Here is a 12771-nt window from a genome sequence, read left to right as displayed (position 1 = left end):
GACAAACACTGACAAGACCATCAGAGCTCTCGCCAGTCGAGATTCATGTCATCGCCTCTCCCGCGGGCTCGGCTCTCGCCCCGAGGCGATGTCGGCGTCCTGCACTCGGCCAATCCCATGGTCGAGCTGCCTGCCCTTCCCGCTACCCGACGCGGAATACCCGCAGCGTCCTCTTGATTGCACCTCTATAGCGATCACGGGAGGGGGCGCTGGGGGGGGCCGAGCTGATGATGTTCCGGCAGGACGCGGACGGACGGGACGTCGAGCTGGCCGGCTCGACGGTGGCGCTGGGGGTGGAGCTGCAGCGGCGGGTCGAGGCCGGCCTGGAGCAGATGCTGGGCGTCCGTTTCCTGGCCTCGGAGTATCCGACCGGGCCTTGGCACCGGGGGCGGATCGACACCCTGGGGCTCGATGAGAACGGCAGCCCGGTGGTGATCGAGTTCAAGAAGGGCTCGGACAGCGGGGTGATGTCCCAGGCTGTCTCCTACCTGTCCTGGCTGGAGTCGGCGCACCACGAGTTCGAGGCGCTCGTGCGGAAGGTGCTGGGGGCGGAGGCCGCTGAGTCCGTCGACTGGCGTCGTCCGCGGATGATCTGCATCGCAGCGGGCTTCTCGCACCACGATCGGGTGGCGGTGCAGAGGTTGCCCGAGCGGATCGACCTGGTGCGCTACCGGATATTCGACGGTGGCCTGCTGGGGTTGCTGCTCATGGACTCCGTGACCGGCTTCCCGAGCGCTGCCTCGTCTCGCCGGGGTCGGGAGCGGGCCCCCGTGGTGGACAGGGTGCCGACGGCTTCGGTGGTCTCTCCGCCTGCGGGTGGCGGAGCGGTGCCGGAGTGCCTGCGGCACCTGTACGCGGAGTTGGACGAGGCGCTCACGGCGTGGGGCGAGGTGGAGGTGGCGTCGCTGCGGCACTACATCGCCTACCGGCGGTTGGTGAACGTGGCGTCGGTGATCTTCCGTCCGAAGCACGAGGCGATCCTGGTGTACCTCAGACTCGACCCCGGCACGGTCGAGCTGGAGGAGGGCTTCACCCGGGACATGCGCGGTATCGGACACCTCGGGTCCGGCGACCTGGAGGTCCGTATCGTCTCGGCAGCCGACTTAGACCGACCGGCAAATGGATCACTTGAGGCGTCGGGTGGTGGGGCGGCCGTCCCAGCGGTAACGCTTGGTCGCGCGTCGGATGAGCATGCGGAGCGTGACGAGGGCGGCGGCGAGGTAGAGGTAGAAGTCCACGACCTCACCGCGTTTCTCGGTGCAGCGTCGCAGCTTGCCGTAGTCGTTCATCCAGGAGTGCGTGCGCTCGATCACCCAGCGTTTGCCGGCCTGGATCGGCGCCGGGACGCCCTTGCGGGCGATCTCGGCCGTGAAGCCCAACTTGGCTATCAGGGCACGGGACTTGGCGCTGTCGTAGCCGCGGTCCAGGTTGACGTTGACGCCTTCGGGCATCGCGCCGACCTGGGTGCGGGCCGCCTCCAAGGTCGGGCCGAGCAGGGGCGAGTCATGCCGGTTGGCCCCGTCGGAGGCGATGCCGAGCGGGACGCCGCAGGCGTCGGAGGCGACCGAGCGTTTCAGTCCCTGCTTGCCCCGGTCGACCGGTGACCGCCCCGCCTTCTCGCCACCGGACGGGGCCTTGGTGATGCAGCCGTCAACCGAGATCTCGGCCAGCCCCAGCCCGATCGTGCGGTCGTAGGCTTCCAGGGCGAGGGCATGAACCTTCTCGGATATCCCCAGCTCAGCCCACTCTTTGACACGCCGTCGGATAGTGCGGTCGGAGCATCCAGGACTGGAGATGCGCTCGTAGCCGGAGCCGTGGACCAGCGCAAGCACGATGTGCTCGAAGACGGTCCGGTCGGCGACCCGGCGGCGGTGACAGCCCAGCGGGTGGTCCGCAACGAACGCCCCCCGCGCGGGCAGGAGCGCGGCGAACTGGTCCCACAGGGGTTCGAGCAGGCAAGATGGCACCGCAGGCACGGGTCCTCCGTGTGATCACTGAGCGTAGAGAACTCCATGATCACGCAGAGGCCCGTGCCTGTCTCAGATCCGTGCCCATCAGTCGACGAGCGGCCAGCCATTTGCCGGTAGGCCTTAGAGAAGGCGGCGCCGCTGATTCGGCGGGCGTTCGAGGCGGCCTGACGTAACAGGAGGGGCGGCTGGTGCATCGGTTAGTCGATGCTCCAGCCGCCCCTCTGGCGTCTGTGGGCCGCCCTGGCCTCTCTTCGCTCTCACGCTCATGCCTCCGGTCCGACCAGCTCGAAGTCGTCCTTCGTCAGTTCGGCCCGCAGCCGCTCCTCGGCGATGTCGGCGTAGTGCGCGGACAGCTCGACGCCCACGAAGCGGCGTCCCTCGCGCAGGGCCGCGACCCCGGTGGAGCCGCTGCCGGTGAACGGGTCGAGGACGGTGCCGCCCTCGGGGCAGACCTGGACGAGCTGCTGCATGACCTCGACCGGCTTCTGGGTGATGTGAACCCGGCCCTTGCGCGGCTGGGAGGCGATGTAGTGCCCCGGCAGATAGAGGTCACGGGTGTTGTCGAGGGAGCCCTTGACCCCCCAGATGATGAACTCCGAGTCCTGCTTCGGCCCGCCCTTGCGGGGCCGGCTGGACGGCTTGATCCACGGAATCGTGCCGCTCCAGGTCCACCCCGCCATCTGCAGAGCGTCGGAGGTGGTCGGCTCCTGTCGCCAGTCGGTGAAGACCATCGCGACCGCGTGCTCGGTCGAGGCCCGGTACGCCTCGGTGAGCAGTTCGGTGAGCCAGGATCGGTAGGAGCGCTGGTCGCGGTTTTCGCCGGGGAAGTTGGCGAGGTCGTGCGCCGAGTTGCTCGTGACGTACTTGGCGCGGGCGGTGCGGCCGGTTCGATCGGAGCTGGTGCGGCCTCCGGAGTTGTACGGCGGGTCGGTGATCACCGCCTGGACGCTCTCGTCCGGGAGGGACTTCAGGACGGTCAGGGCGTCGCCTCGGTGCAGCGTGTAGCTCATGGGGAGGGCCTCTCTTCGGGCGCGGCGATGTAAAGACCTGCTCCGGGCAGCGCTCAACGGCGCGCATCCGGTGCGAGGTTGCAGCGGAGGTTAACGGCGAATTCCGGCCGCGCCTAACGAGGCAGCTCCCTGCTTCGAGCCCCTGGACGGCAGTCGTTTGGTGCGGCCGGAATCCCGGTCTACTGTCTCGCCGTGCCACCGGGAAGGAGCGCTGCTCCACCCCCGTTGAGCTGTGCTTATCCGTGCCGTCTCGTCCAATCGAGCAGCGTCGGAGGCATGTTGCCCATCTGCCCGCGAGCGCCGTGAGGAGCCACGTGCATTGCCTGAGATTACGAGCGCGGCTGGCTGCCGCGCGTGACCTGAAACCGGCGTCCTGGAGCTACCAACTTCTCTGACCCGGGCCCGCCGAGAGGCGGATGCACATCGGCGCGGTGCCGACGGCTTTGCACGAGAAGTCGGCACCGCGTCTCCTTCGAACACCGAGGAGCCGCTGCGATGCAGCATGCCCTGACACCCCCGCGCCCCGACCCACCTCCCTCGACCGGTCCGCACCACCGTCGCGCTGAACGGCGGCGGCCGTGAAGAAGACGACGGGAGCCCTCGTCGGTCTGTGCGCCACCGGACCACTCCTGCTGGCACTGCCGATCCTCGGCGTCGGTGCCGGGACCGCCTCGGCTTCGTGCTCGACCGGCGGTGCACAGGGTGTGGACGCCTCCGCCGTCGCCAAGCAGGTGAAGGCCATCCTGGACGGCGGCGACAAGGGCTCGGTCTCCGTGCCGGGTCTGGACGCGCCTGCCGACCAAGTGCCCCACGCCAAAACGATCCAGGCCACGGGCGTCGCGATGAACATCCCCGCCCGCGGGCAGGTCGTCGCCCTGGCTACCGCTCTGCAGGAGAGCGGCCTACGGAACCTGACCTACGGCGACCGCGATTCGCTGGGTCTCTTCCAGCAACGGCCGTCGATGGGCTGGGGCACGGCCAGCCAGATCCTCGACCCGGTACACGCCTCGACGAAGTTCTACGAGGGGCTCAAGAAGGTCTCCGGCTGGCAGTCCCTCTCTGTCGCCCAGGCCGCCCAGGCGGTACAGAAGTCGGGCTTCCCCGAGGCGTACGCCAAATGGGAGCCGCTGGCCACCGCCCTGCAGAAGGCCATCGAGCCCCTGTTGCAGAAGGCCGGCGGCGCATCGCCGAGCCCGTCGTCGTCCGGCCCTGCCGAGACCGGCAGCCCATCTCCCGATACCGCGGGGGGTTGTTCGGCGGACGGCGACGGGACGGGCTTCGGCACCATCCCGGCGGGCGCGCTGCCGGACGAGTACAAGATTCCCGCTTCCGCGCCGCCGAAGGTGCAGACGGCGATCCGGTGGGCGCTCGGCCAGCTCGGCACCGCGTATCAGTGGGGCGGCACGTGCACCGACTCCCACGGCAAGAACCCGATGGGCCGCTGCGACTGCTCCTCCCTGATGCAGGGCGCGTACAAGGCCGCCGGGGTCACCCTGACGCGGACCACGTACACGCAGGTCAAGGACGGCAAGGCCGTCTCGGTCGATGCCCTCAAGCCGGGCGACCTCCTCTTCACCGAGGGGACGGCCGCCGTACCGGAACACGTCGGGATGGCGATCGGGCAGGGCCTGATCGTCCACGCCCCGCACACCGGTGACGTCGTTCGGATTACCACCGTCGCGTCCTGGAAATCGCGGATTCTCGCGGCCCGCCGAGTCGTCTGACCGGCGCTCCTACCCCCCCTCACCTCCCCCTCGCACCGCTGGTTCGCCCCGCCGGGCTTCGGCGTGCGCTCACTCGAACTGGAGTTCCCATGCATCTCGCTGACCAGGTCATACAGCTCGCCTACGACCCCGGGATCAAGCCGAACGAGGGCGGCCTCCCTGGCCTCAACGTCCTCAAGCAGGTAATGGGCTCGATCAACCTCTTCGGGCTCATCGCCGTGGTCGGCGCCCTCGCCGTCAGCGCGGGCGTATGGGCCTGGGGTCACCACTCGGGCGGTCACCAGGCCGAGGCGAACGGGAAGAAGGGCGTGCTGGTCAGCGCTGGCGCGGCCCTTCTGCTCGGCGCGGCCAACGGCGTGGTCGCCTTCTTCTCGACGCTCGGGACGCAGGTCCACTGATGGCTCAGCACTCCACCCACCCCGGCGGCGCATCTCGCGTGCGCCGCCGGGCGCTGCTCGGCACTGCCGTCCTGGCGGTCCTAGTTGCCCTCGCCGGTCTGGCCGCCTACTTCACCCGCGAGGGCCGAAGCCCCTCCGACACTGCTTCCCCACCGCCGAGTTCGCCCACGGCGTCCTCGACGCCCGCGGCACCGTCCGGGCCGCACACCCAGCCCCGCGCTCTGCCCGTTCCCCCGAAAACCCACGACCCGATCACGTACGGGAAGGCTGCCGCAGCAGCGCTGTGGTCGTACGACACCCGCGCGTACTCGCAGCCCGAGCTGCGCAAGGCGCTGCGCGGCTGGCTGACCACGGAGTCGAAGTACGCCGACCCGGCCTCCGTCGACCAGGCGGTCCCCTCGGCCGTGCTGTGGAAGGAGATGGCGGCCAACAAGCAGGTCGCCACCGCCAAGATCAACGAGGGGCACTTCCCACATGCCTTTACCCAGGCCCTCCAGGACGACCCCGGGGCGATCACCCAGGCGTACGTCTACGCCGTCACGGTCTCCGGCAAGCAGTCGATTCGCTGGAACGGCTCGGCTGCCGGCGGCGCGGAGAGCCGGTCCACCACCCTCGCGGTCCAGTGCCGGCCCAACCACTCCTGCGCCCTGGTCGGCGTCATGCCGTCCGTCGCGCCCTGACCCTCGCCCCAGAACGGAGGTACGACCCATGGGAGTCTGCGACTTCCCGCTGATGGACAAGGTGTGCGGCGCTGTCGACTTCGCCACCAACCCCGCCGGCACCGTCACCGACGGTCTCGGCGCGTGGATCGCGAAGTCGGCGGGCGAGCTGGCGTCCAGCGCGGCCGACCTGGCCGCCAAGGCCGTCAACAAGACGACGGCCATCGACCTCAACGCCGGGTGGTTCCGCGACAACTACGAGCTGCTGCTGCCCATCGGCCTCGCCCTGACCGTCGGCATCTTCTGCATCCAGCTCATGACCGCGGCCTGGCGCCGAGACGAACGTGCCCTCGCCAAGGCGGCGTTCGGCACCATGACCGGAGTCCTGTTCAGCTTCTCCGCCATCGCTTTCACGACCGTCGCCATCACCGTGGTGGACGCGCTGTCCGACGGCCTCTTCAAAGCCGCCAACACCTCGATCGACGACGCGATCCGTCGTGTGATCAAGGTTGATCAGATGGGGGCCATGTACGGCCTCGGCTGGGGTGTGCCCGCGCTGGTGGCCTTCGGGTGCGCGATCGGTGCCTTCCTCTACTGGGGCGTGATGGTGGCCCGCAAGGTCGGCGTCCTGATCATGGTCGCGCTCGCGGTGTTCGCCGGGGCGGGCGGCGGCTGGGAAGTCGCCAAACGGTGGCGGCGCGGCTGGATCGAGGCCACCGGCACCCTGATCGTCTCCAAGCTGTTGATGACCGTGGTTTTCCTGATCGGCGTCTCCGCCATGGGCAAGAGCGACGCCAGCGACGGAATGGCGGCCCTGTCCGACGCGATGGCCGGCATCGTCGTGATGGTTTTGGTGTTGCTCTGCCCCTACGCGACGTACAAGTTCGTCCACTGGGCCAGCGACGGCGGCGGCCACGACGACATGCACCGCACCGGTGTCGCCGGCATGGCGGTCGCCGCAGGAGCCGCAAAGACCGCAGGCAGCCTCGCGCTGCGGGCCGGTACCGGCGCCCCCGCTCCGCAGGGGCCGAACCAGGTCCCCGGTGCAGGGACCGATGGCGTCGCCTCCGGTATCAACCCCTCGGGCACCAACCTCAGCAAGGAGGGCATCGACGCCGGCCCGCCCAAGCAGCAGACCCGCTTCCGGTACGGCGAGGACCCCAACGCCTCCGGCGACAAGGGCCGTGCCCTGATCCAGCGCCCCGGGATCCCGCCGCTGATCACCCGGCCCGGCGAGGACGAACCGGAAGGGTCCGAAGCGACCGCCCAAGGCGTTGCGGGCGGCTCCGGTCACCTCGCAGCCGCATCGGCTCCGGGCAGCGACATGACCTCCATGCCGCCAGCCGACCCCGGACCTTCGGCCTCGGGCACTCCGGCGCCCGCGTCCGGACCGTCGGCCACCGGCTCCGCGACGCCGACGAACTGGGTGTATCCCACCCAGCCGCCGTCGGGTTCCTGACCCACATCCCCGGGGGCGGGCCGCACTCCACGGCCCGCCCCCGCCTCCCACCAGCAGGAAGGTTTCGCCATGACGTCCAGAAGAGCGCCGAGCGCCCCGACCTCCGCCCGCTCCCACCGTCTGGAACCACCATGTCCGGCACGCACCAGTCCTCCACGCCCACCGTGAAGTTCCCGCACCGCAGCAGGCGCGGCGTCCTGCTCGGCCTGACCGTCCCCCAGTTGGTCATCGCCGGACTCACCGGCCTTCTCCTTCTCGCCGTGATCCTCACCCGGGGCGTGGTCGGCGCCCTCCAGCTCATCCCGCTGTGGGCCATGATCGCCCTGCTCGTCTTCGTCCGACACCGAGGACGCGCGCTGGCGGACTGGGCCCCGATCGTCGTCCGCTACGCGCTGCGCCGGATGCGAGGCCAGCTCCTCTGGCTCACCCGGCCCTCCCGGCGGCCGACACGCGAGGGACTGCTCCACCTTCCCGGCACCGCCGCCAGCCTGCGCGTGACCACTGCTCCCGACGGTAAGTACGGAGCGGTCCACAACCCGCACACCGGGACGCTGACCGCGGTGGTCAAGGTCTCCTCCCGCGCCTATGCCCTGCTCGACCCGGGCACCCAGCAGGCCAACGTCGGCGGCTGGGGACGCGCGCTGGCGGCCCTTGCCCGTACCGGGCAGATCGCCCGTATCCAGGTGATCGAGCGCACCATCCCCGACTCCGGCGACGCGCTGCGCCGCTACTGGGAAGAGCACGGCCGACCTGACACCCCGATGGCCGGCGCGATCTACAACGAGCTGATCCAGAGCGCCGGCCCCGCAGCCGCCCCGCACGAGGCGTACGTCGCGGTGTCCTTGGACACCAAGGCGGCCCGTCGGCTGATCAACCAGGCAGGTGGCGGTCTCACCGGTGCCGTCAGTGTCCTCGCCCAGCTCACCTCCACGTTCGACCAGGCGGCGCGGACCGCCGGTCTCACCCCGACGGGCTGGCTCACCGCGCGCGAGATCGCCGCCGTGGTGCGTACCTCCTACGACCCGAAGGCGCTGGCGACACTCGACCGCTGGTCCACGGCCGGTCGCCCCGAGGCCGAGCCCGCCGCCGCCGGCCCCGTCGTGGTCGTCGAAAAGGCGGACCACATCGCCACCGACTCCGCCGTGCACGCCACCTACTGGGTGGAGAACTGGCCGCGCACCGAGACGTCGGCCGGTTTCCTGCACCAGCTCCTGTTCATCGGCGGCGTCCGGCGCACGCTGTCGCTCTCCTATGAGCCGAAGAACCTCGACGCCGCCCTGCGCGACGTGCAGCGCAAGAAGTCCAGCGTGATCGCCGATGTTGCCGAACGGGCCCGGCGCGGTCAGGTCGACTCCGAGGCGGACTCGATCGAGTACCAGGACATCAAATCCCGCGAACGCCAGCTCATCGCCGGGCATGCCGATGTCGCCCTGACCGGTCTGCTGACCGTCTCGGCCGATACCGAGGACGAGCTGCGCACCGCTTGTGCCGTCGTGGAGACCGCCGCTGTCGGCGCCCAGCTCGATCTGAGGCTCCTGACCTGGCAGCAGGCCGAGGCATTCACTGCCGCTGCCCTGCCGCTCGCGCTCGCTGCCTGACCCTTCTTTTCGAAAGAGCACCCTCATGTCCCGCACCGCCAGCCCGACCGCGCAGGACTTCGTGCCCTTCGCCACCGCCGCGCTCGACTTCCACCGGGCGCTCAACATCCCGGGGGGCCCGCTGGTCACCACCCGGGCCGAGCTGGACGCTCTGCACGCCCACCTCGTCTCGCTGTACGGGCTGCTCGACGCCCACGCCGGTCGCACCGGGCAGCTCGTGGCGAACGAGGGCGACCAGCTCCGTACCGCCCGCACCCGAATCTGGCAGGCAGCCGAGCACCTCCACGCCTCCTACCACGCGGCACCCCGGCCGGATTCCGGCGAAGTCCCCGAACCGGAGGCGTGCCAGGCCGGCCTTCCAGAGGGCGCACCGGAACTGACCATCTGCCAGCGCCACCAGCGCACCGCTCATCTCGTGCGGCGGCGCACCACCCCGGCCGACCTGCACGCCCCGTTCACCGGCCTCGTCCGCCGCTGACCCACCCCTCACCTGGAGAAACGTCATGCCCCGTCCCCGCGCCAGTGCCTCCCCTCTCTTCGTGCCCCGTAAGACGACACGCGCCGAGCAGCGGGCCGCCCGAGCCGGTTTCACCGAGGCCCGCCGCCAGGCACGCCTTGCCGGAAGCCCGCCCAAGCACCGCGCCGAGCAGACCCTTGACCCGGATCTGCGGCCCACCTATCCGTTCGCCGGTCGCCCCGGCCCGGCGTCCGCCCGCGGCGGCAAGCTCGACCTGCCCGCCCACCGGATGACCACTGCGACAGCAAGCGGCGCGTACCCGTTCGTGGCCGAGGGCGGCCTGGGCGCCGAAGGGGTGTTCATCGGCCGCGATGTGCACGCGGAGGCGGCCTTCTGCTTCGACCCGTTCTCGCTCTACAACAGCGGCAGGGTGGAGGGCTTCACCAACCCCAACGCGGTCCTGGCCGGAATCATCGGCATGGGCAAGTCGGCGCTGGCGAAGTCGATCGCCACCCGGTCGATCGCCCACGGCTACCGGATCTACATCCCCTGCGATCCCAAGGGGGAGTGGACCGCTGTCTCGCAGGCCCTCGGCGGCTACAGCATCGCCTTGGGCCCGGGGCTCCCCGGCCGGTTGAACCCTCTGGACGCCCCGGCCCGGCCCGCCTCCGTGAGCGAAGAGGACTGGTTTACGGAGGTTCGCAAGCGCCGTCTGCTGCTGCTGGCCAGCCTCGCCCGCACCGTGCTGAAGCGCGACCTGCTGCCGATGGAGCACACCGTCCTCGACCTGGCCCTGGATCTGGTCGTCGGTGACGCCGCCGCCCGAGGCACGGTGCCGCTGCTCGGCGAGATCGCAAACGTACTCGGCTCCCCCGAACGCCTCGACCAGGCCCTCGGCCACCAGGCGGGGCACCTCGGGTCAGCCGCCCAGGACCTCGCCCACGCCCTGCGACGTCTCGTGCACGGCGACTTGAGCGGCATGTTCGATGCTCCGTCGACGGTGTCGTTCGATCCGACGACGCCGATGCTGTCCATCAACCTCTCCCGTCTCGGCGGATCCGGTGACGACACGGCCCTGGTGCTCGCGATGACCTGCGCGAGTGCATGGATGGAGTCCGCCCTCAGCGATCCCGATGGCGGTCGGCGCTGGGTGATCTACGACGAAGCCTGGAGGCTCATGAGGCACGTCGGGCTGCTGGAGCGGATGCAGAGCCAGTGGAAGCTCTCCCGAGGTCTGGGCATCGCGAATCTGATGGTGATCCACCGCCTGAGCGATTTGCTCTCGGCGGGCGATGCCGGCTCGCGGGGACGAGTTCTGGCCGAGGGTCTGCTGGCCGACTGCTCCACCCGGATCATCTACCGCCAGGAGCCCGACCAGCTCGCCGCCGCTGCATCTCTGCTCGGCCTGACCGGCGTCGAGACCCAGGCGGTCTCCGCCCTGACCAAGGGCCGAGGTCTGTGGAAGGTCGCCGGCCGCTCTTTCATCACCCAGCACATCCTCCACCCGGCTGAGCGGGAGCTGTTCGACACCGACGCCCGCATGGCGGCGTAGCCCAACGACCAGCACAGCAACAGGAATCGATCATGTCTGCTTCTTCTACTCCTTCCTCCGGTGACGACCAGCCGTCGCAGGCCACCGACCCTTTGGCGTGGCGACGACACCTTCCGGCACTGGCCTCGGCCGCCGCCGGGATCAACGAGGCGTGCGACGCCTGGGACGCGGTTTCGGACTCGCTCTGTGACGCGGACGGCTGGCCGCTGGACGACAAGGTCTACGGGGACGGCAAGGTCAAGCGGGACGCCGAAGCGTGGAAGCACGCCGAGGTGTTCCTCGACCACGGACCCGAGGTGCTGGCCGGGGTCCGCGCCGCCGCCGACGGCCCCGATTACGTCGAGGGGCCGATCAGTGACGACCTCCGTCGGCTGCGCGGGATCGACACCATCCTGCTCCGGGCGCAGGAGCTGCGGCACGAATGGGACGGTGTCATGGCGCTTATGGACGGTTCGCAGCCGAGCGTGCTCCACCTCTACCAGGAGCGTGCCGAGGAGCACCGCAACACCGAAGGCTGGCACTACTCACACGAACTGGGTTCCAAGGGACCGGCGTTGGTGCGCATCGGCGAATACCTCGCTCACCGGGCGGATACCGAACGGCCATCCTGCTGCTCATCGGCTGGCACAGCACCGGAAGCATCAGCGGCCTCGCCTGGGGACTCCTCGCCGCCCTCTTCTGCGGCGGAATCCCCTTCGCCATCATCCTGTTTGGCGTGAAACGCGGCTCCTGGACGGACAAGCACATCAAGATCCGATCCCAGCGAACGGTCCCCCTCACAGCCACCATGGTTTCCGTGCTCGTCGGAATCCTGGTCCTCGTCATCTTCGACGCTCCGCGCGAGCTCTTTGCCTTGGTCATCGCCATGCTCGTCGGATTGGCTGCCACGATGGTGGTCACTGTCTGGTGGAAGGTCTCCGTACACACTGCGGTGGCCGGCGGTGTGGTAACGATCTTGATACTCGCCTTCGGTGTCGCCCTCGCACCGCTTGCCCTGGCCATCGCCGCGATCGGGTGGTCCCGTGTCCGACTTCGTGACCACACCGTCGCGCAGACCATTGCTGGCGCTCTGCTTGGCGGACTCGCCGCAGCAGTAACCTTCGGGATTCTCAGATAGACCTTCTGCCGCATCGCGGTTCGTGGTGTGTCCGCGGTTGGTGACATACGTAAGAACGCTCCAACCTCCGCGTTTCATTGGGGCCGATCGCGTCAGTTTGATCTTCGTTGCGGTGGTGCTCGATCTTTCGCAAGGCGGTGAACACTGGTAGAGGGTGAGCAGGGCCCAGACCTCCCGTTCGAGTCCCACGGGGTCGCAGGAGCACAGGACGCGTCCGGTTCGCGAGCTCTTGCGGGTCGGTAAAGGGAATCGCACAACACAAGGCTCGACAGGCGTATGCGGCTCTCGGGCGGCCGTTGTTCGTCGAAGACTCAGGTTTCTACATCGAGGAGTTCGACGGTTGGCCGGGGCCGATGGTGAAGCAGGCTCTTGAGGCCTTCGGCCCCACCGGACTTACGCATCTCGCGGATCTCACGGAGAGACGGACCTGTCGTTTCGCGAGTGACGCTGTCTACGCGGACGCTGACGTTCGGTTGAACACCTTCGCGGAGGACGCGCGTAATCCAGGAGCGATTGCGGCCGCTCCCGTCCGTGGAAACAGTCCACGGTCCTGGTCCGATCTGTGGCCGATCTTCGTGCCGAACGGCGCAGCCACGACGCTGGTCGCGTTGCCGGAGGATGAGCAGAACCGTGTGTTCACCGAGTGGGGAAAGAGCTCGGTCGTCGCGGCCCTGGGTGAGTGGCTGGCGCAGTCTCATTGACATCGCGACGGTGATATCACCAGAGGGATAGTGAGCTTGCTCCGCTTTGACGGACACCATTGGTGTGGTGGTCAGGCTGCGAGTGCGTTCTCGTACTCAGCGGGACTGAGGTAGCCGAGGCTGCTG

General features: G+C 69.2%; 11 protein-coding genes and 2 pseudogenes. 11 read left to right on the top strand and 2 right to left on the bottom strand.

Translation table 11 applies throughout. The annotated features are described in order from the left end of the window. Positions 1-227: 227 nt before the first annotated feature. Positions 228-1118 (top strand): annotated as a pseudogene (locus tag ACFVXE_RS25065) (hypothetical protein); the annotation flags it as partial. A 6-nt stretch (positions 1119-1124) separates the two neighbouring features. Here the strand turns inward: ACFVXE_RS25065 and ACFVXE_RS25060 are convergent. Beyond that, positions 1125-1976 carry an IS5 family transposase gene (locus ACFVXE_RS25060; RefSeq protein WP_389674300.1) on the bottom strand — a complete coding sequence of 284 codons (852 nt, stop codon included), beginning with the start codon at positions 1974-1976 and terminating at the stop codon, positions 1125-1127. Between the two features lie 257 nt (positions 1977-2233). Then, a complete protein-coding gene (locus ACFVXE_RS25055) occupies positions 2234-2980 on the bottom strand; it encodes a DNA-methyltransferase (protein WP_389674298.1) in 747 nt (248 codons plus the stop codon). Positions 2981-3558: 578 nt separating this feature from the next. On the opposite strand from ACFVXE_RS25055, the gene ACFVXE_RS25050 reads away from it, so the two are divergent. The 10 genes and pseudogenes from ACFVXE_RS25050 to ACFVXE_RS25005 form a co-directional block, all read left to right on the top strand. After that, positions 3559-4704, top strand: a complete 1146-nt coding sequence (locus tag ACFVXE_RS25050; protein WP_389674296.1) for a C40 family peptidase — start codon at positions 3559-3561, stop codon at positions 4702-4704. Between the two features lie 89 nt (positions 4705-4793). Further along, a complete protein-coding gene (locus ACFVXE_RS25045; protein WP_164179986.1) occupies positions 4794-5102 on the top strand; it encodes a DUF6112 family protein in 309 nt (102 codons plus the stop codon). Next, complete coding sequence (locus ACFVXE_RS25040) at positions 5102-5782, top strand: hypothetical protein (protein WP_389674294.1); 681 nt, start codon at positions 5102-5104, stop codon at positions 5780-5782. Before ACFVXE_RS25045 ends, ACFVXE_RS25040 begins: the two co-directional genes overlap by 1 nt. Before the next feature lie 28 nt (positions 5783-5810). Next, positions 5811-7220, top strand: a complete 1410-nt coding sequence (locus tag ACFVXE_RS25035) for an ATP-binding protein (protein WP_389674292.1) — start codon at positions 5811-5813, stop codon at positions 7218-7220. 131 nt (positions 7221-7351) lie between these two features. Beyond that, a complete protein-coding gene (locus ACFVXE_RS25030) occupies positions 7352-8818 on the top strand; it encodes an SCO6880 family protein (protein ID WP_389674290.1) in 1467 nt (488 codons plus the stop codon). 25 nt (positions 8819-8843) lie between these two features. Continuing rightward, a complete protein-coding gene (locus tag ACFVXE_RS25025) occupies positions 8844-9296 on the top strand; it encodes a DUF6238 family protein (RefSeq protein WP_389674288.1) in 453 nt (150 codons plus the stop codon). 25 nt (positions 9297-9321) lie between these two features. Further along, positions 9322-10827 (top strand): ATP-binding protein, encoded by a 1506-nt coding sequence (locus tag ACFVXE_RS25020; RefSeq protein ID WP_389674287.1) that lies wholly within the window; start codon positions 9322-9324, stop codon positions 10825-10827. A gap of 32 nt (positions 10828-10859) precedes the next feature. Then, positions 10860-11546 carry a hypothetical protein gene (locus tag ACFVXE_RS25015; RefSeq protein WP_389674285.1) on the top strand — a complete coding sequence of 229 codons (687 nt, stop codon included), beginning with the start codon at positions 10860-10862 and terminating at the stop codon, positions 11544-11546. Between the two features lie 77 nt (positions 11547-11623). Continuing rightward, positions 11624-11944, top strand: a complete 321-nt coding sequence (locus ACFVXE_RS25010; RefSeq protein WP_389674283.1) for a phosphatase PAP2 family protein — start codon at positions 11624-11626, stop codon at positions 11942-11944. 245 nt (positions 11945-12189) lie between these two features. Then, a pseudogene (locus ACFVXE_RS25005) lies at positions 12190-12645 on the top strand (non-canonical purine NTP pyrophosphatase); the annotation flags it as partial. Positions 12646-12771 lie beyond the last annotated feature (126 nt).

The organism is Streptomyces sp. NPDC058231 (genome assembly GCF_042882275.1).
Lineage (GTDB): Bacteria > Actinomycetota > Actinomycetes > Streptomycetales > Streptomycetaceae > Streptomyces.
This window is presented reverse-complemented; position numbering and strand designations above follow the sequence as displayed.

Coding starts and splice junctions, on each gene's coding strand:
- ACFVXE_RS25055 (WP_389674298.1), bottom strand. CDS start 2,980: ATGAGCTACACGCTGCACCGAGGCGACGCCCTGACCGTCCTGAAGTCC.
- ACFVXE_RS25045 (WP_164179986.1), top strand. CDS start 4,794: ATGCATCTCGCTGACCAGGTCATACAGCTCGCCTACGACCCCGGGATC.
- ACFVXE_RS25040 (WP_389674294.1), top strand. CDS start 5,102: ATGGCTCAGCACTCCACCCACCCCGGCGGCGCATCTCGCGTGCGCCGC.
- ACFVXE_RS25035 (WP_389674292.1), top strand. CDS start 5,811: ATGGGAGTCTGCGACTTCCCGCTGATGGACAAGGTGTGCGGCGCTGTC.
- ACFVXE_RS25030 (WP_389674290.1), top strand. CDS start 7,352: ATGTCCGGCACGCACCAGTCCTCCACGCCCACCGTGAAGTTCCCGCAC.
- ACFVXE_RS25025 (WP_389674288.1), top strand. CDS start 8,844: ATGTCCCGCACCGCCAGCCCGACCGCGCAGGACTTCGTGCCCTTCGCC.
- ACFVXE_RS25020 (WP_389674287.1), top strand. CDS start 9,322: ATGCCCCGTCCCCGCGCCAGTGCCTCCCCTCTCTTCGTGCCCCGTAAG.
- ACFVXE_RS25015 (WP_389674285.1), top strand. CDS start 10,860: ATGTCTGCTTCTTCTACTCCTTCCTCCGGTGACGACCAGCCGTCGCAG.